Origin of the sequence: Benzoatithermus flavus (assembly GCF_037908215.1) — a bacterium.
GTDB classification, from domain to species: Bacteria; Pseudomonadota; Alphaproteobacteria; order Geminicoccales; family Geminicoccaceae; genus Benzoatithermus; species Benzoatithermus flavus.
Window position 1 is genome coordinate 166,589 of the sequence record NZ_JBBLZC010000003.1, and the last position, 25,992, is coordinate 192,580.

Annotated in this window: 22 protein-coding genes and 1 CRISPR repeat array (1 of these 23 running past the window's edge); of the genes, 18 read left to right on the plus strand and 4 right to left on the minus strand. The window is 69.6% G+C overall.

The annotated features are described in order from the left end of the window. A CRISPR array of direct repeats spans positions 1–3,109; the repeat unit is 28 nt; unit sequence GGCTCCCCCGCGCACGCGGGGATGAACC (it extends 1,677 nt beyond the left edge of the window). 380 nt (positions 3,110–3,489) lie between these two features. The 15 genes from U1T56_RS04645 (at position 3,490) to mltG (ending at position 18,039) form a co-directional block, all read left to right on the plus strand. Beyond that, positions 3,490–3,630, plus strand: coding sequence for a hypothetical protein (locus U1T56_RS04645; RefSeq protein ID WP_418158273.1), 141 nt, complete (start codon positions 3,490–3,492; stop codon positions 3,628–3,630). A 334-nt stretch (positions 3,631–3,964) separates the two neighbouring features. Next, on the plus strand, positions 3,965–5,197 hold the full coding sequence (locus U1T56_RS04650) for an MFS transporter (RefSeq protein WP_418158274.1): 1,233 nt from the start codon (positions 3,965–3,967) through the stop codon (positions 5,195–5,197). Positions 5,198–5,351: 154 nt separating this feature from the next. After that, a complete protein-coding gene (locus U1T56_RS04655; RefSeq protein ID WP_418158275.1) occupies positions 5,352–6,404 on the plus strand; it encodes a Gfo/Idh/MocA family protein in 1,053 nt (350 codons plus the stop codon). Then, entirely contained in the window at positions 6,401–7,126 is a 726-nt protein-coding gene (locus U1T56_RS04660) for a ThuA domain-containing protein (RefSeq protein ID WP_418158276.1), read from the plus strand. Before U1T56_RS04655 ends, U1T56_RS04660 begins: the two co-directional genes overlap by 4 nt. A gap of 142 nt (positions 7,127–7,268) precedes the next feature. Further along, on the plus strand, positions 7,269–9,560 hold the full coding sequence (locus tag U1T56_RS04665; RefSeq protein WP_418158277.1) for an NADP-dependent malic enzyme: 2,292 nt from the start codon (positions 7,269–7,271) through the stop codon (positions 9,558–9,560). Beyond that, the gene (gene mgtE / locus U1T56_RS04670) at positions 9,553–10,911 is read left to right on the plus strand and encodes a magnesium transporter (protein WP_418158278.1); all 1,359 of its coding nucleotides are present in this window, start codon (positions 9,553–9,555) and stop codon (positions 10,909–10,911) included. Before U1T56_RS04665 ends, mgtE begins: the two co-directional genes overlap by 8 nt. 542 nt (positions 10,912–11,453) lie before the next feature. Next, the gene (gene rpsF, locus U1T56_RS04675; protein ID WP_418158279.1) at positions 11,454–11,861 is read left to right on the plus strand and encodes a 30S ribosomal protein S6; all 408 of its coding nucleotides are present in this window, start codon (positions 11,454–11,456) and stop codon (positions 11,859–11,861) included. An 11-nt stretch (positions 11,862–11,872) separates the two neighbouring features. Further along, complete coding sequence (gene rpsR / locus U1T56_RS04680; protein WP_418158280.1) at positions 11,873–12,181, plus strand: 30S ribosomal protein S18; 309 nt, start codon at positions 11,873–11,875, stop codon at positions 12,179–12,181. Between the two features lie 14 nt (positions 12,182–12,195). Continuing rightward, entirely contained in the window at positions 12,196–12,732 is a 537-nt protein-coding gene (gene rplI, locus U1T56_RS04685; protein ID WP_418158281.1) for a 50S ribosomal protein L9, read from the plus strand. A 122-nt stretch (positions 12,733–12,854) separates the two neighbouring features. Continuing rightward, complete coding sequence (gene phaR, locus U1T56_RS04690; RefSeq protein WP_418158282.1) at positions 12,855–13,499, plus strand: polyhydroxyalkanoate synthesis repressor PhaR; 645 nt, start codon at positions 12,855–12,857, stop codon at positions 13,497–13,499. Between the two features lie 109 nt (positions 13,500–13,608). Beyond that, positions 13,609–14,565: an ACP S-malonyltransferase gene (gene fabD, locus U1T56_RS04695; protein ID WP_418158283.1), complete on the plus strand. Its 957-nt coding sequence runs from the start codon at positions 13,609–13,611 to the stop codon at positions 14,563–14,565. Between the two features lie 5 nt (positions 14,566–14,570). Beyond that, positions 14,571–15,296 carry a 3-oxoacyl-[acyl-carrier-protein] reductase gene (gene fabG, locus U1T56_RS04700; protein ID WP_418158284.1) on the plus strand — a complete coding sequence of 242 codons (726 nt, stop codon included), beginning with the start codon at positions 14,571–14,573 and terminating at the stop codon, positions 15,294–15,296. Positions 15,297–15,446: 150 nt separating this feature from the next. After that, the gene (locus tag U1T56_RS04705) at positions 15,447–15,683 is read left to right on the plus strand and encodes an acyl carrier protein (protein ID WP_418158285.1); all 237 of its coding nucleotides are present in this window, start codon (positions 15,447–15,449) and stop codon (positions 15,681–15,683) included. A 76-nt stretch (positions 15,684–15,759) separates the two neighbouring features. Beyond that, the gene (gene fabF, locus U1T56_RS04710; RefSeq protein ID WP_418158286.1) at positions 15,760–17,022 is read left to right on the plus strand and encodes a beta-ketoacyl-ACP synthase II; all 1,263 of its coding nucleotides are present in this window, start codon (positions 15,760–15,762) and stop codon (positions 17,020–17,022) included. Positions 17,023–17,049: 27 nt separating this feature from the next. After that, positions 17,050–18,039 (plus strand): endolytic transglycosylase MltG, encoded by a 990-nt coding sequence (gene mltG / locus U1T56_RS04715; protein WP_418158287.1) that lies wholly within the window; start codon positions 17,050–17,052, stop codon positions 18,037–18,039. A 10-nt stretch (positions 18,040–18,049) separates the two neighbouring features. On the opposite strand, the gene U1T56_RS04720 is transcribed toward mltG, so the two are convergent. After that, positions 18,050–18,823, minus strand: a complete 774-nt coding sequence (locus U1T56_RS04720) for an SDR family NAD(P)-dependent oxidoreductase (RefSeq protein ID WP_418158288.1) — start codon at positions 18,821–18,823, stop codon at positions 18,050–18,052. 75 nt (positions 18,824–18,898) lie between these two features. Between U1T56_RS04720 and gmk the strand changes: the two genes are divergently transcribed. The 3 genes from gmk (at position 18,899) to U1T56_RS04735 (ending at position 21,751) form a co-directional block, all read left to right on the plus strand. Next, entirely contained in the window at positions 18,899–19,552 is a 654-nt protein-coding gene (gmk, locus tag U1T56_RS04725) for a guanylate kinase (RefSeq protein ID WP_418158365.1), read from the plus strand. A 95-nt stretch (positions 19,553–19,647) separates the two neighbouring features. Then, the gene (locus tag U1T56_RS04730; RefSeq protein WP_418158289.1) at positions 19,648–20,955 is read left to right on the plus strand and encodes an Nramp family divalent metal transporter; all 1,308 of its coding nucleotides are present in this window, start codon (positions 19,648–19,650) and stop codon (positions 20,953–20,955) included. Between the two features lie 115 nt (positions 20,956–21,070). After that, entirely contained in the window at positions 21,071–21,751 is a 681-nt protein-coding gene (locus U1T56_RS04735) for a restriction endonuclease (protein ID WP_418158290.1), read from the plus strand. On the opposite strand, the gene rsmA is transcribed toward U1T56_RS04735, so the two are convergent. The 3 genes from rsmA to U1T56_RS04750 are packed head-to-tail and all read right to left on the minus strand — an operon-like array spanning position 21,748 to position 25,863. Continuing rightward, a complete protein-coding gene (rsmA, locus tag U1T56_RS04740) occupies positions 21,748–22,605 on the minus strand; it encodes a 16S rRNA (adenine(1518)-N(6)/adenine(1519)-N(6))-dimethyltransferase RsmA (protein ID WP_418158291.1) in 858 nt (285 codons plus the stop codon). The genes U1T56_RS04735 and rsmA overlap by 4 nt on opposite strands. A gap of 33 nt (positions 22,606–22,638) precedes the next feature. Beyond that, the gene (locus tag U1T56_RS04745) at positions 22,639–23,601 is read right to left on the minus strand and encodes a peptidylprolyl isomerase (protein ID WP_418158292.1); all 963 of its coding nucleotides are present in this window, start codon (positions 23,599–23,601) and stop codon (positions 22,639–22,641) included. 15 nt (positions 23,602–23,616) lie between these two features. Beyond that, positions 23,617–25,863, minus strand: a complete 2,247-nt coding sequence (locus U1T56_RS04750) for an LPS-assembly protein LptD (protein ID WP_418158293.1) — start codon at positions 25,861–25,863, stop codon at positions 23,617–23,619. Positions 25,864–25,992: the final 129 nt, after the last annotated feature.

Sequence of the window (25,992 nt, forward strand, 5' to 3'; positions counted from 1 at the left end):
CCAATTCCCACCATCGGCGCGACGATAGAGGGGCTCCCCCGCGCACGCGGGGATGAACCCAGCACGTACCGCAACCTCGACACGGCCCGCATGGCTCCCCCGCGCACGCGGGGATGAACCGCGTGATGCTCTGTTCGCCGACGTCCACGACCCGGCTCCCCCGCGCACGCGGGGATGAACCTCAGATTCATCTCATCGAGACAGCGGCATGAGAGGCTCCCCCGCGCACGCGGGGATGAACCCGAATTGGCGCTGGCACGCAAGAAGTATCTCATGGCTCCCCCGCGCACGCGGGGATGAACCGTACGCATCGGGCGGCGAGATGCCGGACGAGCTGGCTCCCCCGCGCACGCGGGGATGAACCCCGCGCGCTCAAGCGCGCCTACAGCCGGGCGTGGGCTCCCCCGCGCACGCGGGGATGAACCGTGGAGCGCTGTGGGCTCGGCCGACATCGCCGGGGCTCCCCCGCGCACGCGGGGATGAACCCACGCAAGGCGCTGTCACCGGAAGAGCTAGCCAGGCTCCCCCGCGCACGCGGGGATGAACCACGAGGACGCTTGCAGGTATTCTTTCGGTAGAGGGCTCCCCCGCGCACGCGGGGATGAACCCATGGCTGGACGGATGGCGTCGAAGTCGGCGTTGGCTCCCCCGCGCACGCGGGGATGAACCTCCTACATCAGACCGCAATATAGGCCAATATACGGCTCCCCCGCGCACGCGGGGATGAACCCATGGCGTCGTCGTGCTGCGCAAAGGTGCTCGGGGCTCCCCCGCGCACGCGGGGATGAACCTGAGATACCGACATAATACACGCGAGGTGTACGGGCTCCCCCGCGCACGCGGGGATGAACCCCCGACGCTTCCGAACTTCCTGACAAGGTTCCGGGCTCCCCCGCGCACGCGGGGATGAACCCGGCACGCGGAACGTTCTCGGCTGTGTCGCCTGGGCTCCCCCGCGCACGCGGGGATGAACCCATTTGCAGCGACGCAGCGTCGTGCGTCGCCTCGGCTCCCCTGCGCACGCGGGGATGAACCTCTTGCCTCGTCCCAGGCGAGCCCATCGGCAATGGCTCCCCCGCGCACGCGGGGATGAACCCCATGCAAAAGCCTGATCCGGTCATCGAGCCCGGGCTCCCCCGCGCACGCGGGGATGAACCGTACACGCTTGTCTGTGCCACGGTTGGCCTCGAGGCTCCCCCGCGCACGCGGGGATGAACCCGGTGATCTCCTGCCCTTCGGCCGTCAGCTCGAGGCTCCCCCGCGCACGCGGGGATGAACCCCGTGCCGTTCGGCGCCGGTCCGGCAGCCGTGCGGCTCCCCCGCGCACGCGGGGATGAACCCCGCAGCAGGTATATCTGTACCTGCTGACGCGGGGCTCCCCCGCGCACGCGGGGATGAACCTTCGACACGGTCGAGCGCCGCATCGGCACGCGCGGCTCCCCCGCGCACGCGGGGATGAACCGCGGCACCTCATAGGCGATCTCGTCGAAGACCCGGCTCCCCCGCGCACGCGGGGATGAACCTGCGTGCGGTACTGCCGCGCACGACGAGCGGATGGCTCCCTCGCGCACGCGGGGATGAACCCGTATATGCCGGCCGGCGATGACGGAGAACTTAGGCTCCCCCGCGCACGCGGGGATGAACCCCGAAGCGCTTGGCGGAATAGGCAAAGGTCATGGGCTCCCCCGCGCACGCGGGGATGAACCTGATGCCGCAGCCAAGGCTTTTGGCCATGAAACGGCTCCCCCGCGCACGCGGGGATGAACCCTGGGAAAGCTGCTAGCCGAGGTCGACAAGGCGGGCTCCCCCGCGCACGCGGGGATGAACCTGCTTTGCGGCAGTTTGGCGATGTCATGAAGGCGGCTCCCCCGCGCACGCGGGGATGAACCCGTGGTCGGGCAATCATGGCGAGCGCTCCGATGGGCTCCCCCGCGCACGCGGGGATGAACCCGACCGTGACAATCTCGTTTGGTCGCAGGCCGTGGCTCCCCCGCGCACGCGGGGATGAACCCGCATGCGCCGGTTTTCCATTCGTGCGCCCGAGGGCTCCCCCGCGCACGCGGGGATGAACCGCTCGCGCTTGGCACGGGCGTCGTGCCACGCCTGGCTCCCCCGCGCACGCGGGGATGAACCTGTCGTGGAAGTTGCAGAAGCGGCATATGTAGAGGCTCCCCCGCGCACGCGGGGATGAACCTGGGACGAAGCTCGAAGGCCATCAAGAAAAGAGGGCTCCCCCGCGCACGCGGGGATGAACCCGTGCGCGGTGTCTGCTGGGGCAAGAGCACCTAGGCTCCCCCGCGCACGCGGGGATGAACCCATGGCGGCGTTTCGACGGTCACGTCCGCAGCAGGCTCCCCCGCGCACGCGGGGATGAACCCCTTTGCCGTATGCCGGTTCTTCGATCGACTGCGGCTCCCCCGCGCACGCGGGGATGAACCTTACGAGAACGCTCTATCGCGCGGCATTCCAGCGGCTCCCCCGCGCACGCGGGGATGAACCTGTGCATCAATCTATTGGTTTTTACCAAATGGTGGCTCCCCCGCGCACGCGGGGATGAACCGTCGACGGCAGAGCGCGACTGCGGCGAGCGCATGGCTCCCCCGCGCACGCGGGGATGAACCCTTTTTGAGCACAGTGCGTTGCATTTTTGTAACGGCTCCCCCGCGCACGCGGGGATGAACCCGGTTGGCGGCAGCGGCCAGCGTCAGCGGCTGAGGCTCCCCCGCGCACGCGGGGATGAACCGTGATAGCACCTCCCCGCGCCTCATGCCTGTATGGCTCCCCCGCGCACGCGGGGATGAACCACAGCACTACCCTTTTGCGCTCATACTCCTGATGGCTCCCCCGCGCACGCGGGGATGAACCCTAGCAAAAATGTTGTGCGCTTCTTGTTGTTGCGGCTCCCCCGCGCACGCGGGGATGAACCCAATGAGCTTCTTTGCCGATCCGCTGAAAGATGGGCTCCCCCGCGCACGCGGGGATGAACCCGATGCCGTGCTGGCCGGTGCGTCCCTGTGAGCGGCTCCCCCGCGCACGCGGGGATGAACCGTCCTCGTCCCGCATCCGATATGCTTGCGCCACGGCTCCCCCGCGCACGCGGGGATGAACCCGTTCCTCGTCGGATACGTCGGACGGGTAAGGTTTGCGGACAGTCATCGCCCCAGAACTTGGGAACACCTGCCCGCTCAGTCCATACAGCCTCTAGACTGAAACGGGCGGCTTCCTGAGGAAACAGCAGGAAAGCCAGCCAGCGCGGGTTGGGCAACCTGCGTTACAGGAGAGTTCGAGTCTTCTCGACCACACCATATTCTCTCAGCCGCAAACCCTTGTGGCGCCTCGGGTGTGCTCCACGTGCTGCGCCGTGGGCGAGGTTCGCTTCCGTACCCCGGCACGATCGTCGGACCATGCGCTGCCGCCGGGCGATGACGCCGACGGAACCGTGTGGAGCCCTGTCCGTTCAGGAGGCGAACCCCAGCCCAAGGTGCCGCCATGTCTCCGCACCAGCATCGGCGCGAGGATCAGGACGCGCGCGACGTGCTCCAGGGGATCGCCGCGGCGCTACCGCCATCCCTCGTACTCTGTGGCGTCGTCGCCTTCGTGCAGACCGTGCTCGACCTGGCCATCCGCTAGGCCGCCTGACCGGCAGGCGCAGGAAAGGACGCCCCACGCCATCGATGTCGCCCCTTCCGCACGAGGTCGTCGAGCGCAGAAAGTCCGACCACCACTGCTGTCCGTTCGACCGGGCACACCGCAACGCGGGATGGGACCGTCGACTTCGATGCATCGTGGTCTCGAAGCGGATCCCGGCCCTGGCCCGGTCGCGCCCTCGCCAGCGCTTCCGCCCGGTCGGGGCGGCGACCTTTCGACCGCCCACGCCACGATGCATCGTGCACGGGCTCCGACCGAGGCGCACCTTGTCCGAGCGCGCCTCTCTGCGGCAGCATGCGGCCACATGACAGCGGAGATGCCTCGGCCTGGGCGCGCCGCGATCGTCGGCGTGCTCGGCCTGACCCAGATCCTGGCCTGGGGTTCGTCCTACTATCTGCCGGCTGTGCTGGCCCGGCCGGTGGCGGCCGCGACCGGCTGGCCGCCCGCCTGGGTCGTGAGCGGGCTCTCGCTGGGGCTTCTCGCCGCCGGTAGCGTCTCGCCCTGGGTCGGGCGCACGATCGAGCGTACCGGTGGCCGGCCGGTCCTGGCGCTGAGCGCCGTCCTGCTCGCGCTCGGCCTCGTCGGTCTGGCGCTCGCGACCGACCTCGCCGTCTGGCTCGTCGCCTGGATCGTGATCGGGCTCGGCATGGGTACCGGGCTTTACGATGCCGCTTTCGCTACGCTGGGCCGCCTCTACGGCCAGGATGCGCGCCGCGCCATCACCGACCTGACCCTTCTCGGCGGCTTCGCCAGCACGGTCTGCTGGCCGCTGAGCGCCTTTCTCGTCGAGACCGTAGGTTGGCGCGGCACCTGCCTCGCCTATGCCGGCCTGCAGCTCGCCCTGGCCCTGCCGGTCCATCTTCTTCTCCTGCCCCGGACCCCGCCGCCTGCAAGACCGGCCGCGGCACCGGTCGAGTCTCCGACCGATGGCGCGCCCGGGGCAGTGCTGCGCTCGACGCGGGCGGAGCGGACGGCGCATCTCGCGCTCCTCGCCGCCGGCCTCACCCTCGGCACGGCGATCCAGTCGGTCGTGTCGGTGCATCTGCTGACCCTCCTGCAGGTGCGCGGCGCCGAGCTCGCCGTCGCGGTCGGGCTGGGCGCCCTGGTCGGCCCCTCCCAGGTGGTGGCACGGGCGGTCGAGAAGGTCCTGGGCAGCCGCTTCCATCCGATCTGGACCATGCTGGCCTCGACGAGCCTCGTCGCGGGCGGCCTCGGCCTTTTATGGGCCGGGCTGGGCGTGCCGGCGCTCTGCCTCGTGCTCTACGGGGCGGGCGTGGGCATCGGCTCGATCGCACGGGGCACGTTGCCCCTGGTCCTGTTCGGCAGCACCGGCTACGCTACCCTCATGGGCACTCTCGCCCTGCCGATCTGGGTCGCAGGCGCGCTGGCACCCCCGGCTGGCGCTTTCCTTCTGGAGCGGATCGGCGCTTCCGCCACGCTGGCCGGCCTCGCGACAACGGCCCTCGTCAACGTCGCGCTGACGGCGGTTCTCCTGCTCTTTGTCCGCAAGCAAGCGACCCGGGCGGTCTTCCGCCCGCGTTCGTCTTAGGATAATATTCAGATCGACCGGCGGCGATCGCCGATCGTGTCGATCGGGCGGGTGGCTCCCCGCTCTTGCCTGTCGCCCGGCATCGAGGCGGACGGACCCGTTCCGACCTTCGGGCGTTTTCTGTCCGGCGACGCTCGCAGGGGAAGGGTCCGTCATGACGCTTCGGCTGCTGCAGGTCGGCCTCGGTGGCTGGGGCCGCAACTGGGTCAAGGAGATCACCCGGGAGGTGCCCGGTGTGGAGCCGGTCGGATGGATCGACACCGATCCGGCGAGCCGCGAGCGCGCGATCCTGGAGCTGGGCCTGCCGCCCGCGTGCGTCTTCGCCTCCCTGGCCGAGGCTCGGGCCGCCGTGGCCGCCGATGCTGCGCTCGTCGCGGTGCCGCTCGCCGCGCACGCGGCCGTCACCGAGGCGGCGCTCGCGGCCGGGCGGCACGTTCTGGTCGAGAAGCCGTTCACCGAGCGGCTCGAGGACGCCGTGCGCCTGACCCGGCTGGCGCGAGCGCGCAGCCTCGTGCTCATGGTGAACCAGAATTACCGCTGGTTCCCGGCACCCGTCCTGGCACGCCGGCTGGTGCGGGAAGGCCGGATCGGCCGGCCCATGGTCGTCTATCTCGACTTCCACCTCCTCTACGGCCCGGATTACCGCTACTTCTTTCTCGACGAGCCGCTGCTCGCCGACATGGCGATCCACCATTTCGACGGGCTGCGCTACGTGCTCGCCGACGAGCCGGTCGAGGTGACCTGCCAGAGCTGGAACGAGCCCGGCTCGCCTTTCCAGGGCCGCCCGGCAGCGGTCGTGACCGTGCGCTTCGCGGGCGGCACGCTCGCCAGCTACCGTGGCAGCTGGATCTCGCGCGGGCCCACGACCCCTTATGGCGGCCACTGGCGCATCGACGGGACCGAGGGGACGATCGAGTTCACCTTCCGCGGCGCATTCCAGCAGCGCGAGAAGCTCGACCGGCTGATCCTCTACCTGCCCGGCCGGCCGGCCGAGGCCGCGCTCCTGCCGGACGTTCCGCTCAAGGACAGGAAAGGCGCGCTCCACGCCTTCGCCCGCTGGATCGAGGCCGGGACACCCCCGGAAGCGGCCAGCACGGCCGAGGACAACCTCATGAGCCTCGCCCTGATGCTCGCCGCCATCCGCTCGGCAAGGGAGGGCGGGACGGCGGTCCGGGTGCGGGCCCTGCTCGAGGAGGCCGACGCATGAGCGAGAGCCTGCGGGTCACGATCTGGAACGAGTTCCGGCACGAGCGCAGCAACCCCGCCGTGGCGGCGATCTATCCCGAGGGCATCCACGCCGCCCTGGCAGCACCCTTGCGCGCGGCGGGCCATGCCGTGCGCACGGCGACGCTCGACGAGCCCGAGCACGGGCTCTCGGCCGAGGCGCTGGCCGCGACCGACGTTCTCCTCTGGTGGGGGCACAAGGCGCACGACGCGGTGCAGGACGAGGTCGCGGCCCGCGTGCAGGCACGGGTGCTCGACGGCATGGGCCTCGTCGCCCTCCACTCCGCCCATTTCTCGAAGCCCTTCAAGCGCCTGATGGGAACGAGCTGCGATCTCAAATGGCGCGTCGCGGACGAGCGCGAGCGGCTCTGGGTCGTGGCCCCCGGCCATCCGATCGCGGCGGGCCTGCCCGAGCGGATCGAGCTCGAGCGGGAGGAGATGTACGGCGAGCCGTTCGACGTGCCGCCGCCGGAGGAACTCGTGCTCGTGAGCTGGTTCCAGGGCGGGGAGGTGTTCCGCAGCGGCTGCTGCTGGCGCCGCGACCGCGGCCGCATCTTCTACTTCCGCCCCGGCCACGAGACCTACCCCAGCTACCATCACCCGCTGATCCGGCGTGTCGTCCTGAACGCGGTTCGCTGGGCGGCGCCGGTGCCGGGGGCGGCGCCGGTGCACGGTCGCTGCGAGCCTCTGGAGCCGATCGGCTAGGGCGGACCGACCCGGCCGAAAAACGACCGGGCAGTCCGTGGCGGCGCGCGGTTGCGCCGTCACCGCACATGACCTAGGAGCACTTCGGCGCGCCCGCGCGTTCGCGCACCGGCGCAGCACACTTCCAGGAGGCAAAGGCGTCATGTCGGATCGCCTGGCGGAAGAGGCGCTGGACTATCACCGCCTGCCCGTGGCGGGGAAGCTGGCCGTGATGGCGACGAAGCCGCTCGCCACCCAGCGCGACCTGTCGCTGGCCTACTCACCGGGTGTCGCCGCCGCGTGCGAGCTGATCGTGGGGGACCCGGTGGCGGCTGCCCACGTCACCGCGCGCGCCAACCTCGTGGCGGTGGTGACGAACGGCACGGCCGTTCTGGGCTTAGGCGCCATCGGCCCGCTCGCCGCCAAGCCGGTGATGGAGGGCAAGGCGGTCCTGTTCAAGAAGTTCGCCGGGATCGATGCCTTCGACATCGAGGTCGACGAACGCGACCCCGAGAAGCTGGTCGAGATCATCGCCTCGCTCGAGCCCACATTCGGCGCCATCAACCTCGAGGACATCAAGGCGCCCGAATGCTTCGAGGTCGAGCGCCGCCTGCGCGAGCGGATGAAGATCCCGGTGTTCCACGACGACCAGCACGGCACGGCGATCATCGTGGCGGCGGCGATCAGGAACGGGCTCCACCTCGTCGGCAAGAGGATCGAGGAGGTCCGCCTCGTCACGAGCGGGGCAGGGGCGGCAGCGCTCGCCTGCCTCGATCTCCTCGTGAGCCTCGGCCTGCCGCGCGAGAACATCATCGCCACCGACATCGAGGGCGTGGTCTTCGAAGGCAGGACCACGTCGATGGACCCGTGGAAGGCGCGCTACGCCCAGCCGACCGCGATGCGCACGCTCGCCGAGGCGATCCGGGGAGCGGACATCTTCCTCGGCCTCTCGGCGGGTGGGGTGCTCAAGCCCGACATGGTGAAGACCATGGCGGAGAAGCCGCTGATCCTGGCGCTCGCCAATCCCACGCCCGAGATCTTGCCCGAGGTGGCGAAGGAGGCACGGCCCGATGCGATCATCGCCACGGGGCGGAGCGACTACCCGAACCAGGTCAACAACGTCCTGTGCTTTCCCTTCATCTTCCGCGGCGCGCTCGATGTCGGCGCCACCACGATCAACGAGGCGATGAAGCAGGCCTGCGTGGAGGCGCTGGCGCGGCTCGCCCGCGTACCCGCACCCGAGTCGGTGACCGCGGCCTACGGGCTCGAGCATCTCTCCTTCGGGCCGGACTATCTGATCCCCAAGCCCTTCGATCCCAGGCTCATCGTCGAGGTCTCGGCCGCGGTCGCGAAGGCCGCCATGGACACCGGTGTCGCGACCCGGCCGCTCGACGATCTCGGTGCCTACCGCGAGAGCCTGTCGCGCCGCGTGATCAAGACCGGGCTTCTCATGCGGCCTTTGTTCGAGCGCGCCCGCGCCGAGCCGCAGCGGCTGGTCTATACCGACGGCGAGGAGGAGCGGGTCCTGCGCGCCGTCCAGATCGTGGTTGACGAAGGCTTGGCACGCCCGATCTTGATCGGCCGGCCCGAGGTGATCGAGGCCAGGGTCGAGCGGCTGGGGCTGAGTCTCAGGCTCGGTGTCGACTGCGAGCTCGTCAACCCCAACAGCGACCCCCGCTACAACGACTACGTCGCCTTCTACCTCGAGCGCATGGGGCGAAAAGGAGTGACGCCGCAGGCGGCGCGCGAGATCGTGCGCACCCGACGCACGGTGATCGCCGCCATCATGGTGGCGCGCGGCGAGGCGGACGCGATGCTGGCGGGGCCGGTCGGCCAGTTCCCGACCCATCTGCGCCACGTCGGCAACGTCATCGGCCTCAGGCCCGAGATGCACGAGGCGTCGAGCGTGCATGCCCTGGTGCTGCAGACGAGTGTGCTCTTCATTGCCGACACGAGCGTCAGCTACGACCCCAGCGCCGAGCTCATCGCCCAGACCGCGATCAAGGCAAGCGAGATCGTGAGAGGCTTCGGCATCGAGCCCAAGGTAGCGCTGATCAGCCACAGCAACTTCGGCAGCCGCGATACGCCGTCGGCCCAGAAGATGCGGCAGGCGCTCGCCATCTTGCGCCGAGTGGCTCCTGCGCTCGAGGTCGACGGCGAGATGCAGGCCGACACCGCCCTGAGCCAGGCTCTGCGCGACCGGATGTTGCCGGGCTCGATGCTGAAGGGTTCGGCCAATCTCCTGATCATGCCGAACCTCGACGCGGCGAGCGCCGCCTACAACCTCCTGAAGGCGGTCACGGGCGCGATCACCGTCGGTCCGATCCTGATCGGCCCGAAGCTGCCGGCGCACATCGTCAACGCCAGCGTGACCAGCCGCGGCATCGTCAACATGAGCGCCGTTGCCTGTGTCGATGCGATCACCGCCCGGCAACAGGATACGGCGCGTGGATGAGGCGGGGGCGCCTCCGCTCGAGCTTTCCGACGCGCTCGTCGAGAAGGTGCGGGCGGCCCTTGCGGTTGGGGATACGTCCGCGGCCGCGGCACTCGCCGCACCGCTGCACGCGGCCGATCTCGCCGATCTCCTCGAGCGTCTGGACGGCGAGGCGCGCCGGGCGCTGATCGCGGCCTTGGGGCCGGCTTTCGACGCCGACACACTGCCCCATCTCGACGAGTACGTCCGCGATCAGGTGATCGAAGCGCTCGGGCCCGAGGCCACGGGCGAGGTCGTGGCCCGGCTCGAGACCGACGATGCGGTCGAGGTGCTGGCCGATCTCGACGAGGCCGAGCAGGCGGCGATCCTGGCCGGGCTGCCGCTGCCGGAGCGCGCCGCGATCGAGCAGGGTCTGGCCTTTCCGGAATACAGCGCCGGCCGGCTCATGCAGCGCGACGCGGTCGCGGTGCCGGAATACTGGACCGTCGGCCAGACCATCGATTATCTGCGCGCCCAACCCGACCTTCCCGACGAGTTCTACGACATCTTCCTGATCGATCCGCGCTTTCGCGTCGTGGGCGCCGTGCCTTTGAGCCGGGTGCTCAGGAGCCGGCGCGCGGTGCCGTTGAAGGAGCTCCGGCTCAAGGAGCTGAGGACCTTCCCGGCCGAATGCGACCAGGAGGAGGTCGCCCGCGCTTTCCGCAAGTACGGTCTGGTCTCCGCCCCGGTCGTCGGCGCCGACGGGCGGCTTCTGGGCGTCATCACGGTCGACGACGTGGTCGACGTGATCGAGGAGGAGGCCGAGGACGACATCCTGAAGCTGGGCGGTGTCCTCGAGACCGACTTCTTCGCCGGCCCCTGGCAGAGCGCCCGCCAGCGCCTGCCCTGGCTCGTGGTCAACCTCGCCACGGCCGTTCTGGCAGCGACCGTGATCGGGCTGTTCGAGGGGGCGATCGAGAAGCTCGTGGCCCTTGCCGTCCTGATGCCGATGGTGCCCTCAATGGGCGGCAATGCCGGCACGCAGACCCTGACCGTCACCGTGCGAGCCCTTGCGGTGGGCGAGCTCACCCCGAGCAACACGCTGCAGATCTTGTGGAAGGAGATCGCCGTCGGCCTCGTCAATGGCGCCGTCTTCCTCGTGCTCGGCGCTCTCATCGTCGCCTTGTGGTTCCGCGACCCCTATCTCGGCCTCGTCTTCGGGCTTGCCATGATCGCGAATCTCACTGCTGCCGGCCTCGCCGGCGTCACGATCCCGCTCGCCCTCCACCGCCTCGGCTTCGATCCTGCCGTCTCCTCGGCCGTGTTCGTCACGACCGTGACGGACTGCGTGGGCTTCGGGGCATTCTTGGGCCTCGCGACGCTGCTGCTCTGATGATCCCGGCGTTCCGCCGGCAGGCCCAGCGGCGCCACGGTCGAGGATGGCAGCAAGGTGTACAGGCGACGACGGCACGTCTCGATGCACGATGAGGGACGGTCCCGGAGTCCGCCCTTGGACTGAAGCAGGGAGGATAGGAGCAGTTCTCCATCGGGAGAACTGATGTCCAACTCTGCTCGCGGTTCCTGCGCGCATCGCGCGGCACGATGCCGCCCGGCCGGCTGTTCGGGCCCCGAGCCGTCCTTCTCCCACCGCCCGGTCCGCCTGTCTCGGTCGGGAGCGTCGACCCTCGGTCGCTCTCGCCTTTACCGCTGACACAGGGGGAGACGGCGTTCTGTCCTCATCCTGCGTTCCGCTCGCCTGCACGCGCACCCTTGCTCTTCCCGGGCGAGCGTGTATAAGCCTGCCTCTCGTCGCGCGAGCGGGACCCTCTCGGCGTTCCTTCGCTCGCGCCGTGCCAGAGGAAGACCGGGCGCAGGAGCGTCGGATCGGCCGACGGTCCCTGCCTTGTTGTCCAACGGGAAGGATATCCCCAGAGCATGCCCCTCTACGAGCATACGGTGATCGCGCGGCCGGATCTGTCCGCGCAGCAGGCCCAGGCCCTGGCCGATCAGTTCGGGCAGGTGATCGCGGATCAGGGCGGCAAGGTTGCGAAGGTCGAGTATTGGGGCCTGCGGAACCTGGCCTACCGCGTGAAGAAGAACCGCAAGGGCCACTACCTCCACCTCAACGTCGACGCGCCGGCGGCCGCCATCGCCGAGCTCGAGCGCACGCAGCGGATCCACGAGGACGTGCTGCGCTATCTGACGGTGAAGGTCGAGGCGTTCGAGGAAGGCCCCTCGGCGGTGATGCAGGCCAAGTCCAGCCGCGACGAGCGTGGCGGCCGGCGCGAGCGCGATCGTGATCGCGAGCGCGGCGAGCGTGATCGTGGCGAGTTCCGCAGCTGAGGCGTTGAGAGATGGCTAGAGAAGACGATACCGATCAGCTCGACGAAGCCGGCGTGCCCGAGCGCCGTCGCCCGGTCGAACCCCCCAACATCACCATCCGCCGCCCGTTCTTCCGCCGGCGCAAGTCGAGCCCGTTCGCCCATGCGGACGCGCCCAAGATCGACTACAAGGACGTGAAACTCCTGCAGCGCTTCATCTCCGAGCGCGGCAAGATCGTGCCCCGGCGGATCACCGCCGTGACCGCGAAGGAGCAGCGGCTGCTCGCCCAGGCGATCAAGCGCGCGCGCGAGTTGGCGCTCCTGCCCTACGTCTCCGGCTGAGCGGGGTTCCTGCGATGCAGATCATCCTTCTGGAGCGCGTGCCCCAGCTCGGCCAGATGGGCGAGATCGTCAACGTCAAGCCCGGCTACGCGCGCAACTTCCTGATTCCGCAGGGCAAGGCCTTGCGCGCGACCAAGGCCGCGATCGCCGATTTCGAGAAGCGGCGCGCCCAGCTCGAGGCGCGCAACCTCGAGCGCAAGGAGGAGGCGCAGAAGCTCGCGGCCAGGGTCGACGGGCAGAGTGTCACCATCCTGCGCCAAGCCAGCGAGACCAGTCACCTCTACGGCTCGGTCAACGCCCGCGACATCGCCGCCGCCTTCACCGAGGCCGGCATCTCGCTCGACCGGCAGCAGGTCCGCCTGCCCGAGCCGATCAAGACCCTGGGCCTGCACAAGGTCACGGTCGCCCTCCATCCCGAGGTCGAGGTCACCGTCACGGTGAACGTCGCCCGCTCGCAGGAGGAGGCCGACATCCAGGCCGGCGTCGTGCAGCCGATGAGCGAGGAGGAGCAGGAGCCCTCGATCGAGGAGCAGATCGACGCCGCCCTCTAGGCGGCGTATGCTCCTACATTTCCGCGTGTCCCCGGCGATTGGTGCTTGTTTGCGCCGGTCGACGGGGATAGCGTGCCCCGCGGGTGGCGACGTCTGCTGATGTGTGGGCGACAGGAGCTGCGATGAGCCTAAGGAAGGCCGATCCGGAGAACGAGGCCACGGCCAAGGTGGCGGTGGTCAAGAAGTACGCGAACCGCCGGCTCTACAACACGGCCACCAGCTCTTATGTCACGCTCGACGAGCTGAGCCAGATGGTCAGGAGGGGCGAGGACTTCGTCGTCTACGATGCGAAGACTGGCGAGGACATCACCCGCTCCGTGCTGACGCAGATCATTCTCGAGGAGGACAGCAAGGGCCGGAACCTCCTGCCGATCGGCTTCCTGCGCCAGCTCATCAGCTTCTACGACGACAATCTGCAGTCCTTCCTGCCGCGCTATCTCGAACTCAGCATGGAGAACTTCGCGCGGCATCAGGACCAGATCCGCCATTACATGGAGCAGACCTTCGGCCGGTTCTTCCCCTTGAACCAGTTCGAGGACATAGCGCGCCAGAACATGGCCCTGTTCCAGCGCGCGGCCAGCATGTTCCGGCCGTTCTCGCCCGAAGGCGCGGAAGAGGAGGCAGCCGAGGAGCCGGCCGCCCAGTCGGCTGCCCCGGCCGATAGGAGCGCTTCCCTCGACAAGGAGATGCGCGAGCTGAAGGAGCGCATGGAGCTCCTGCAGCACCAGCTCGAAGCGCTCCAGCGTGGCCAGAAGCCTGCCGACTAGCTGGGAAGGCCGAGCCGCCCGCAACCTGCGCGAAGCGTCCCCTGTTCTTGACACAGGGGTAGTGGCCGCTATCACCACCCCACCGCCGTGAGGGGTCTTTGCCGCAGCGATGATCAGGATTGCCATCTTTCCGGGCCAGGGTGCCCAGACCGTGGGCATGGGCAAGGCCCTCCACGATGCTTTTCCGGCCGCACGGGCCGTGTTCGAGGAGGTCGATGCGGCCTTGGGCGAGCCGCTCTCGACCTTGATCTTCGAGGGACCCGCCGAGCGGCTCACCCTCACCGCCAACGCCCAGCCGGCGCTGATGGCGACCTCGCTCGCCGCGGTCCGCGCCCTCGAATCTGTTGTCGGCCGCAAGCTCGGCGAGCTCGTCGGCTATGTCGCCGGCCACAGCCTCGGCGAGTACTCGGCGCTCGCGGCCGCTGGCGCCATTGCCGTCGGCGACGCCGCCCGGCTCTTGCGGCTGCGCGGCGAGGCCATGCAGGACGCCGTCGCTCCGGGCGAGGGAGCCATGGCCGCGATCCTGGGCGCCGACGTTCCGACCGTGGAGGCGATCGCGCGCGATGCCGCCGCCGAAGGGGGAGTGTGCGAGCTCGCCAACGACAACGGCGAGGGCCAGCAGGTGATCTCCGGTGCCAGGGCCGCCGTCGAGCGCGCGGTGGCTCTCGCCAAGGAGCGGGGGGCGAAGCGCAGCGTGATGCTGCAGGTCTCGGCCCCCTTCCACTGCGCCCTGATGCAGCCGGCGGCCGACCGGCTCGCCGGTGCGATTGCCGCCACCACCTTTGTGGCACCTGCCGTGCCGGTGATCGCCAACGTGACGGCCGAGCCGGTGCAGGACCCCGCCACGATCAAGGCCCTGCTCGTGCGCCAGGTCACGGCGCGGGTGCGCTGGCGCGAGAGCATGGCCACGATGGCGGGGCTCGGGGTGGACGAGATCCTCGAGCTCGGTGCCGGCAAGGTGCTGACCGGCCTCGCCAAGCGCGGCGTGCCCGGTGCCTTGCTCCTCAACATCCAGGAGCCGGCGGACGTCGAGGCCGCAGCGGCCCGGCTCGCCGGGGAGGGCTAGATCCCATGTTCGATCTTTCCGGCCGGCGGGCGCTGGTCACCGGAGCTTCCGGTGGCATCGGCAGTGCCATCGCCAGAGGCCTGCACGCGCAGGGCTGCCACGTGATCCTCGCGGGCCGCCGGCGCGAGGCGCTGGAGGAGCTGGCCGCCTCGCTCGGCGAGCGCTGCGGGATCGCGACCGGCGACATCGCCGACGCCGCGGCGGCCGATGCCCTGATCGCCGCGGCCGAGCCCGTCGACATCCTGGTCAACAATGCCGGTATCACCCGCGACATGCTGGCGCTCCGGCTCAAGGACGCCGACTGGCAGGCGGTGCTCGACACCAACCTCACCGCTGCCTTCCGCCTCGCGCGCGGGGCCTTGAAGGGCATGCTCAAGCGCCGCTTCGGCCGGATCGTCAACATCACCTCGATCGTTGGCGTCACCGGCAACCCGGGTCAGACCAACTACGCCGCGGCCAAGGCCGGGCTGATCGGCATGACGAAGGCGCTCGCCCAGGAAGTGGCCGCACGCGGTGTGACGGTGAACTGCGTGGCCCCAGGCTTCATCGACACCGCGATGACCCAGGCTCTCGACGACAGACAGCGCGAGGCGCTTTTGGACCGGATCCCGGCAGCGCGGCTCGGCACGGGCGAGGACGTGGCGGCAGGTGTGGTCTATCTCGCGAGCACGGAGGCCGGCTACGTCACCGGCCAGACGCTCCACATCAACGGCGGCATGGCGATGATCTGAGCGGCAGCGTGGCCCGTCTGCCGAGGCCCGCGCCTAGCCAAGCCAAAACCCTTCGTGTAAAAGCCTCGGCGCCGCACGCATTGAGCCCTAGCAACCGATGCAGGCGCCCGGGATCAAGCGACAAGCCCCAAGTGGCGGAGAAGAGAACCGATGAGTGATATCGCTGAGCGCGTCAAGAAGATCGTCGTCGAGCACCTTGGCGTTGATGAGTCCAAGGTAACCGAAGAGGCGAGCTTCGTCGACGACCTGGGCGCCGACAGCCTCGACACTGTCGAGCTCGTGATGGCCTTCGAGGAGGAGTTCGGGGTCGAGATTCCGGACGATGCGGCCGAGAAGATCCTCACGGTGAAGGACGCCATCGAGTTCATCAAGTCGCACGCGTCTTGAGCTGACGCCGGCTCGGTCGGTCTCCTCTAGGCCGACGGGGCCGGCCATGTCGGCCTTAACGGGAGTATCGGGGAAGATGAGGCGCGTCGTTGTCACCGGGCTGGGCATGGTCACACCGCTGGGTAGCGGTGTGGAGACCACCTGGTCCCGGCTTCTGGCCGGGCAGTCCGGCATCCGGCGGATCGAGCATTTCGACGTGTCGGATCTTCCCGCCAAGATCGCCGGCATCGTGCCCAAGGGCGACGACGCGGGCGCCTTTCGGGCCACCGACTACGTCGATGCCAAGGAGCTTCGCCGCAACGACGAGTTCATCGTCTACGGCATCGCGGCCGCCATCCAGGCGGTCGAGGACTCGGGCTTCAAGCCCGAGACAGACGAGGAGCGGGAACGAGCCGGCGTGCTGATCGGCTCGGGCATCGGCGGTCTCAACACCATCGCCGAGACCACGCTTCTCCTCGAGAAGAGTGGTCCCCGCCGCGTGAGCCCGTTCTTCATTCCCTCGGCCCTCATCAACCTCGCGAGCGGCCAGGTCTCGATCCGCTACGGCCTCAAGGGGCCGAACCATGCCGTCGTCACCGCCTGCTCGACCGGGGCGCACGCCATCGGTGATGCGGCGCGGCTGATCCAGCTCGGCGATGCCGACGTGATGGTGGCGGGCGGCTGCGAGGCGGCGCTGGGGCGGATCGGCCTCGCCGGCTTCGCCGCGGCACGTGCCCTTTCCACCAACTTCAACGACGCACCCGAGAAGGCGTCGCGCCCCTGGGACAAGGACCGCGACGGCTTCGTCATGGCCGAGGGTGCCGGCTGCGTCGTGCTCGAGGAGTACGAGCACGCGAAGCGGCGCGGCGCCAGGATCTATGCCGAGGTTAAGGGCTACGGCCTCTCGGGTGACGCCTACCACGTGACCGCACCCGCCCCCAACGGCGACGGCGGGTTCCGCTCGATGCGGGCGGCCTTGAAGCGGGCCGGCATGAGCCCGGACGAGATCGACTACATCAACGCGCACGGCACCAGCACGCCCTTGGGCGACGAGATCGAGCTCGGGGCGGTGAAGCGCCTGTTCGGCAACGCGGTCGCGAAGCTTTCCATGTCCTCGACCAAGTCCGCCATCGGCCACCTTCTCGGTGCCGCCGGCGCCGTCGAGGCGATCTTCGGCATCCTCGCCATCCGCGACCAGATCGTCCCGCCCACGCTCAACCTCGACAATCCGTCCGAGGGCTGCGGCGACGTCGATCTCGTGCCGCACAGGGCGAAGGAGCGCGAGGTGCGCGCCGTGCTCTCGAACTCCTTCGGCTTCGGCGGCACCAACGCCAGCCTGATCCTCACCAAGGTGTCCTAGGCCCCGGCTTCCGTCCGAGCCTTGGCCTTGCTGCGCCGCCTCCTCGCCGCCGTCGCCGCGCTCCTCGTCGTGGCGGCGATGGCTGCCGGCGCTGCCTGGCATTACGCCGACTCCTATCTGCACGCGGCCGGCCCGCTGCAGCAGCGGGCCGTGATCGTGCTGCCGCGCGGCGGCCATGTCGGCACGCTGGCACAGAGGCTCGCCGCGGCCGGCGCCATCGAGCATCCCTGGCTGTTCGAGACGCTGGCCCGCCTCACCGGCCGCGACCGCGGCCTCAAGGCCGGCGAGTACGCCATTGAGCCCGGCATGTCGCCGCTGGACGTCCTGGCTCTCGTCGCGAGCGGCAAGGTTCTTCTCCATCCCATTGTGGTGCCGGAAGGCCTCACCGTGCAGGAGGTCTACGCGCTCTTGCGGGAGTCGGACGTGCTCGCGGGCGAGCTGCCGCCGCCCCCGCCCGAAGGCAGCCTGCTTCCGGAGACCTATCTGGTGCCCCGCGACGAGCCGCGGGCGAAGCTGGTCGAGCGGATGCAGGCGGCGATGCGCAAGACGCTGGACGAGCTCTGGACGCAGCGCCGGCAGGGTCTCGGCTTGCGCACGCCCGAGGAGGCGCTGACGCTGGCCTCGATCATCGAGAAGGAGACGGCGAAGCCCGAGGAGTACGGCCTCGTCGCCGCCGTGTTCTACAACCGGCTCGAGAAGGGCATGAAGCTCCAGACCGATCCTACGGTCATCTACGCCCTCTCGCAGGGCAGAGGCCCGCTCGGCCGGGAGCTGACCCGAGCCGATCTCGAGGTGGACAGCCCCTACAACACCTACCGGGTCGAGGGCCTGCCGCCGGGGCCCATCGCGAACCCTGGCAAGGCGGCGCTCGAGGCGGCGCTCGATCCGGCCCCGGTCGACTATCTCTACTTCGTCGCGAGCGGCGACGGCGGCCACGTCTTCGCGCGCACCCTCGAGGAACACAACCGCAACGTCGCCCGCTGGCGCAAGCTGAAGAGCCAGAACGGCAGCGGCTGAGCCGCAAGGCTCATTCCTTCCCCGGCCAGTGGCCGCTCAGGCGCTGCTGCAGCGAAGCCGGCAGGAGCCCGGCGAGGCGCGCACCCCAGTAGACCGGCTTGGGAAAGGCGATCCGGGCATCGCCGCGGGCGAGCCGGTCCTTGATCAGCGCCGCCGCCGCCTCGGCTGTCATCAGCATCGGCATCGGGAACGGATTTTTGCGGGTGAGCGGCGTGTCGACGAAGCCCGGGCAGATCACGCTGACCTCGACCCCATGCGGCAGGAGCCGCTCGCGCAGACCCTCGCCCCAGATCCGCACCGCCGCCTTGCTGGCGCAGTAGGCCGCGGCACCGGGGCGGGCCACGAACGAGGCGAGCGAGCTCATCAGCGCCACCTGGCCACGTCCACGCTGCACGAGGCGGGGCAGAAGCGGCTCCACGGTGTGGACGACACCCATGACGTTGACCGCGAACAGATGCGCGGTGCCGTCGCCGCTCTGCAGCATGGTGCCGGCGATGCCGGCGTTGGCGATCACGAGATCGAGCGGGTGCGCGTCGTCGACGAGTGTCACGGCCTGCGCCATCGTCTCCCGGTCGGTCACATTCACCAGGATCGCCGCGACGAGCGCACCCTTGGCGCGGCACGCCTCGGCCACGGCGCGCGTCCTGTCCTCGTCGCGGCCGAACAGTGCCAGCCGCATGCCCGGCCCGGCATAAGCGCGCGCGAGCGCGGCGCCGATCCCGCTGCTCGCGCCCGTGATCAGAACGTGCTCGGGTTTCGCCCGGGCTTGGTTCGAGGAAGTCATCGGACTAGAAGCGGGCAGGCGATGCCCCGGCCCGTGCCCGTGGCTGGTGGTGTCCTCATGGGAGTGTGGCCCTCGATGCTCGATGCGGTGATGCCCGACCCCGGCCGGCGGCGGGGATTGATGCTCGTCATGTCCTCGCCTTCGGGCGCTGGCAAGACCTCGATCTCCCGCCGCGTGCTGGAGCTCGAGCCCGAGCTCACGCTGTCGATCTCGGTGACGACGCGCCCGCAGCGGCCGGGCGAGATCGACGGCGTGCACTATTTCTTCATCGACCAGGCACGCTTCGACGCCATGGTCCGGGACGGCGAGCTCCTCGAGCACGCGCGTGTCTATGGCTACTGCTACGGCACGCCCAGACGGGCCGTCGAGGCGGCGCTGGCCTCGGGTCGTGACGTGCTGTTCGACATCGACTGGCAGGGCGCCCAGCAGCTCCGCAGCGCCGCGGCCGAGGACATGGTGGGTCTCTTCATCCTGCCGCCGTCCCTCGAGGAGCTCGAGCGCCGCCTGCGCGTCCGGGCCCAGGATTCCGAGGAAACGGTCCGCTACCGCCTGGCGCAGGTGACCTCCGACGTCACCCACTGGCCCGAGTACGACTACGTCCTCGTCAACAAGGACTTCGATGCCAGCGTGCAGGCCGTGCGCGCGATCCTCACCGCCGAGCGGCTGCGCCGGCGCCGTCAGCCGGGCCTGGGCGAGTTCGTCGAGCAGTTCCGCAGCCTCGGCGGCTGAGCGGGCGCAAGGAACGCGCATCTCGGTCCCGCCGTTCACGACCGGCGTCACACTGGTCGAGGAGGGACGGGGTGTCCGGGGAGAACATGCGAGCCATGGACCGGGCGAGAGCCGGACGCAGCCCGGTCGTGGGCCCGAGCAAGCCGCGCCTACTCGCGGTGCTGGGCCCTGGCTTGATCAGCGGTGCCGCCAACGACGATCCCACCGCGATCGCCACCTATGCCCAGGCCGGAGCGCGCTTCGGCTACGGCCTGTGCTGGGTCGTCCTGCTGGTCTACCCGCTCATGGTCGTGGTGCAGGTGATCAGCGCCCGCGTCGGCCGCACGACCGGGCGCGGGCTTGCCGGCAACATCCGCCGCTACCAGCCGGCCTGGCTCCTTCACGTCTGCGTCGGGCTGCTGCTGCCCGCCAACATCGTCGCGATCGCAGCCGATCTCAGCGTCATGGCGGACGCGCTCAGGCTCCTGATCGGCGGGCCGCGCCTGCCCTACGTGCTCCTGATCGGGACCGTCTGCGTGGTGACCCAGGTGTTCATGCAGTACACCCGCTACGTCGCCGTCCTGAAATGGACCACCCTCTCGCTTCTGGCCTACGTGGCATCGGTCCTGCTCGTGAACGTCCCTTGGGGGGAAGTCGCCCGGAGCATCGTACTGCCGCCGCTCGCCTTCGACGGCGATTATCTTGCCAGCATCGTCGCGATCTTCGGCGTGGCGCTGAGCCCCTATCTCTATTTCTGGCAGGCCTCGCAGGAGGCCGAGGACCAGCGGGTGAAGCCTCTGCGCGAGCCTTTGGTCGAAGCGCCGGAGCAGGCGCCGCGCGCCATCGAGCGGATCCGGCTCGACACTTATGCCGGCATGGCCGTGGCGAGCCTCGTGGGCCTCGCCATCATGATCACGACCGCGGCGACGCTCCACGCCGAGGGCAGGACCGGGATCGCCACCTCGCTCGAGGCGGCCGAGGCACTTCGCCCCGTAGCGGGGCCGCTCGCGTTCGCCGTGTTCGCCGCCGGGATCATCGGTACGGGCCTCCTCGCCATCCCGGTGCTCGCGGGCTCGGTGGCCTATGCCATCGGCGAGGCGAGACGCTGGCCGGTGGGCCTCGCCCGGCAGCCGCTCGAGGCCAAGGCGTTCTACGGTACCGTCGCCGTCGCCACGCTGATCGGTGCCGCCTTGAACTTCACCGGTCTCGACCCGATCCGGGCCCTCTACTGGAGCGCCGTCCTCAACGGCGTCGTCGCCGTTCCGGTGCTGGCGATGATGCTGAAGCTGGCCGCCCATCCCGAGGTCATGGGCGAGCTCGCGATCCCCAAGGGCCTTCGGCTCGGCGGCTGGGTTGCCGTCGCCGTGACGGCGCTGGGCGTCGTGGCCATGATCGCGACCAGCGTCCCGGGCCTTCTGTCCTAGGGGTGCCGGAAAGCCGGTGGAATTGTGACGCCAAGGGAGCTAATGTCGGCAAACTATTGTCGTAGCACGAAATCCTGCCATTCTTTCTGTCTGCCGACATGTTGGGAAGCCGATCTTGATCGAGGCTGCCGCTGCCGTCGCTGCCGTCCTCGTCGTGCTGACGCTGTGGGGCATCCTGCGCGAGCGCTCGCTGAGCCGCACCCGCCACCGCTTCGATGCGCTCGTGGGCGAGCATCTGCCGGTGCTCGTGCGCAAGCGCCGCCAGCTCGTGCGTGTCGACGACTACGGTGTCGTCGACCGCAGCCGCTGGGAGAAGGAGATCCGCTACTTCTTCGACAAGGTGATATTCCAGTCCTTGCCGCCGGCCGATGTCGAGCGGATCCAGGAACGGCTCGCCGACTTCACGGCGCGGCTCGAGGCGGCGGTCGAGGCCCGTCAGGCGGACGCCGCCGCCGAGATGCGCTTCGATCGGGTCAAGACCGGCGCCGAGTTCGAGCTGTTCTGCGCCGACGAGCTCAAGCGCGCCGGCTGGCAGGTGATGCTGACGGGAGCATCGCGCGACCAGGGGGCCGATCTCATCGCCGAGCGCGGCGGCGACCGGCTCGTCGTCCAGTGCAAGCTCCTGAGCCGCCCGGTCGGCAACTACGCCGTGCAGGAGGTGGTGGCGGCGCGCTCGCATCACCTGTGCAACCGGGCCGCGGTGGTCTCGAACCAGCGCTTCACCGCGAGTGCCATCGAGCTCGCGGCCACCAACAATGTCGAGCTCTGGCACTGGAGCGAGCTGGCGCGGCTTTAGGCCCGGGGTGTCGTGGCGGCGAGATGCAGCTCCGCGAGCCGACGGAAGGTCGCGACGTCCAGCTCCTCCGCACGGCGGGTGGGCTCGACTCCGGCCGCCTCCAGAAGCCTCGAGGGATCCCCGCCGAGCGCCTTCAGGCTCGCCCGCAGCATCTTGCGGCGCTGGCCGAAGGCCATCCGGGTAACGGTGCCGAGCGCCTTGCGTAGCGCCGGGGACGGCTGATCCGGGCGAGGGGTGAGCCGGACCACGCTCGAGCTCACCTTGGGCGGCGGCGTGAAGGCGGCAGGCGGCAGGTCGAACAGGCGCTCGACCCGGCACAAGAGCTGCGCCATCACCGCGAGCCTGCCGTAATCGGCGCTGCCGGGTGCCGCTACCAGGCGCAGCGCCACCTCCTTCTGGAACATGAGCACCATCCGCTCGATGCAGGCGAGGTGCTCGAACCAGAGAAAGACGAGGGGTGTCGCCACGTTGTAGGGCAGGTTGGCAACGATCCGGATCGGGGCGCCGTCGGCGACGCTGCAGGGATCGAACGCGAGCGCGTCGCCCTCGACGAGGGTGAGCCTTCCGCCGGCATGCTCCTCGAGCTCGCGCAGGTGCCGGACGAAGCGAGGGTCGCGCTCGACCGCGACCACGCGCGCGGCACCGGCCTCGAGGAGGGCGCGCGTGAGCCCGCCCGGTCCCGGTCCGACCTCGAGGACGGTCATACCTTCGAGCGCGCCCGCGGCGGCCGCGATCCGCCGCAGGATGCCCGGATCGAGCAGGAAGTGCTGGCCGAGCCGCTTGTCGGCCCACAAGCCGCGCTGGCGGAGCTGCTCGCCGAGCTTCGGCAGAGGTGCGCTGGAATCGTCGGTCATACCGGCTCGGCCCGTCCGCACCCCGGCCCGCCGTCAGAGCCGGATGTCGATGAAGGCGTCCTTGCGGAGGTCGCGCAGGTAACGGTTGGCCTGGCGCTCGAGCTGCTCCTGCTCGAGCGTCTGGCGCACCTTGTCCGGGTCGACGGCAGCGTTGGCCGCCCGGTTGCGCCGGTCGCGGAGCTGGAAGATGTGCACACCCGCCGGGCTCACGACCGGATCGGATACCTGGCCCGGCTGAAGGGCCATGACCTTGTCGCGCAGATCCGGCAGCACCGAGGAGGCGCGCACCCAGCCGAGATCGCCGCCGTTCTCGGCACTCGCCGCGACCGAGACCTGGCGGGCGAGCGCCGCGAAGTCGCCTCCGCTTCTGATCGTCGCCACCAGCCGGCGCGCATCGTCGAGCACGGCCCCTTCCTGGGCGCGATCGTAGATCGGCAGCAGGATCTCCGAGAGCAGGAGCTCGGTGTCGCCGTTGCCGGAAGCGCCGCGCTTGAGCGCCAGGTCGATCTGCTCCTGGGTCACGACGATGCGCGGCCGCACCTCGCGCGCGATCACCTTGATCCAGGCGATCTGCGCCTTGAGCTGGCTGCGCAGCGTGGCGGGCTTGATGTTGTGCGCGGTGAGATAGCGGACGAGATCGGCGCGGGTGGTGTTGTTGCGCGCCGCGATCGTGTCCATGGCCTGGTCGATCTCGGCCTCGGTCACGTCGAGCCCGAGCCGCTTCGCTTCCTGGAGCTCGAGCTTCTCGTCGATGACGCCGCGCAGCACCTGCGGCGCCAGGCTGCGCCGCGCCTCGGGCTGATTCGGCAGGCCGCTCGTGACGAGCGCCAGATCGAGCCGGTCGGCGAGGTCCTGGACGGTGACGATGTCGTCGTTCACGACGGCGGCGATGCGCTGCGGCGTGGCCTGCGCCACGGCATCGGTCGCTGTGCCGGAAGATCCGGCGAGAACCAGCACGGCCACGACCCAACGGATGGCCAGACGAAGAAACGGCAAAGTCGGCGACCCCTCTTACTGCTGCGACCCGAACAGGCCGCCGCCCGCCTCGATCGCGCCGAGATTCTCGAACGCGATCCGGACCAGGAAGACGGTCTCGTTGCCCAGCTTGGCATCGGGCGTGAAGCGTTGCTCGAAACCGGCTGCCAGCACAAGGCACGGATGCGTATAGAGGAGACCGAGCTGGTTGGCCACGGTCTGGTGCGCGCTCAGGTCCTGGCGCGTCTGGGCGCCGATCGCGATCCGCGGCGTGAGCTGGGCGCGAGCGCCGAGGACGAGCTCCTCGCGCGACACCGTGCCGATCTCGCCGCCGCTCGTGACCGTGCCGGGCTCCTTCGAGAGGTTGACGTAACCGACGTTGAACCGCAGGAAGGCGGGCCCCAGCGCCGCCAGCGCCTCGCTCCGATGGAAGCGCAACTCGTCCTTGGCGAGCCGGAAGCGGTAGCTGAGGTCGAGCAGCGGGCTCGGCCGCACGTACAAGCCGCCGACATAGTCCGAGAAGCCGTCGCCCACGCCCGCCTGGTCGCTGAGGTCCGTGCCGCCGGAGAAGGCATAGCTCTGGCCGAACACGCCGCTGAGCTCGGTGGCGCGAGGGCCCAGCGAGCTGAAGCGCAGGCCGTAGGCGACCTTGGTGCCGCCATCAAAGCGGTCGAGGCCGGGATAGCGGCTCGGCTCGAACAGGTTGGTCTCGTCCAGCTCGAACACCCGGCTGTCCTCGTTCGGGATCTCGCTGCTGTTGGCGTCGGCGGGGGCCATGGTGAAGCTCACCATGGGCTCGACCTCGTGCACCCACGCGTCCGTCATGTCGGCGAGCGGCCAGCTCCAGTCGAGGGTGGCGCGCGGCAGGACACGGCCCGTGCTGTTGGTGCCACCGCCGGCCTCGAGCGTCTGCGGGTCGCCGTCGGTGTTGTAGGCGTCGCCGCGCAGGCTGAGGTCGAGCCGGTAGACGTCGCCGATCGCGCCCACGTGCGGCACCGTCCAGCCGAACCGCGTCGACAGGCGCCGCGTGTCGAGACCCTTGGAGCGGGTGAGGCCCAGCACGCTCGAATCGAGCGTCAGCACCGAGCCCCAGCGCAAGGGCTGGCTGATCAGGCGGGTCTGCGCGTAAGGTAGCGCTACCGGGATCCGGTCCTGGTCGTCGAACGTGCGCAGGCCCTGGAAGTAGTAGCCGTCCACCGTCCAGAAGTTGCGGTCCTCGAAGCCCTCGAAGTAGACACGGTTGCGCAGGACGTCCTCATCGCTGAGCTTGTAGCGGTCGAGATAGGTCTTGTCCGAGCTCAGGAAGATGTTGTAGCCGGCGCGGCTGTTCCGAGTGGCGCCGTAATCGCCGTCGGCCTTGACGTGGCCGCGCAGCTCCTTGCCCTGCTCGGTCTCCTGGTCGCTCTCCGCCATCTCGGCATAGGTGCCGCTCGCGGCGAGCCTGGTGAAGCCGTCCCGGTGCTGCTGCCGATACTCGCCCGCCAGCACCACGCCCGCAGTCTGGGTGAAGATCGGCGCGAAGGTGAAGTCGGCACTCGGGCTCAGGGCGAAGTAATAGGGAACCTGCGTGATGAGCCCGGTCTCGGAGGTCGTGCCGAAGGTGGGGGTGAGAAAGCCCGACTGCTGCTCCACGCCCGGTGCCGGGTGACGGAAATAGGGCGTGTAGAGGAACGGCAGGCCGAACAGCTCGAGCCGCGCGTCGCGGTAGCTGACCGTCTGCGCATCCTGATCATAGATCACGCGCCGCGACTTGATCTGCCACAAAGGGCCGCCTGTGCCATCCTTGCAGATGGGGCAGGGCGAGTAGACCGCCTTCTCGAGCTCGACGATCCTGCCCTCGCGCCGGGTGCCCTGGGCGGCCGCGAGGCGCGATTCGTCCTTCATCAGCATGGCGACGCTCTTCGCCATGCCTTCGCGCAGATCCCCTGTGACCTCGGCCTCGTCGGCAAAGGTCGCATCGCCCGAAGGCTCGATCAGGACGACGTTGCCGCGCGCCACCATCCTGCCGGTGGTCTGGTCGTAGACGACCTGATCCGCGAGCAGCCGCCGCTCGCCGCTGCTGATCTCGACGTCGCCGGTCGCGGTCACCGTCTTCTTGTCGGTGTCGTAGATCAGCTTGTCGGCGGTGACGACGAAGGGCTCCTTGCCCGTCCGCGCGGCGGCAGAGGCCTGGGCGAGCACGGGCTGTGGGGCGACGCTGCCCAGAAGCGCTACGGCCAGGGCCGCCAGCAGCCGAGCCGCGACGCCTCTGCTCGAACCCGGCCGCGATCCTCTCCGACCCATGCACCCGACCCGTCTGGCACCACGTTTTTTGGACAACCCGGCCGTTCTAATGATCCCCGCCGGAAGCGTCCATGCCGTGGGCGCAACGTTGACAAGCTGCCGTGTGACAGCGCAGGGAGAGCGGACAGC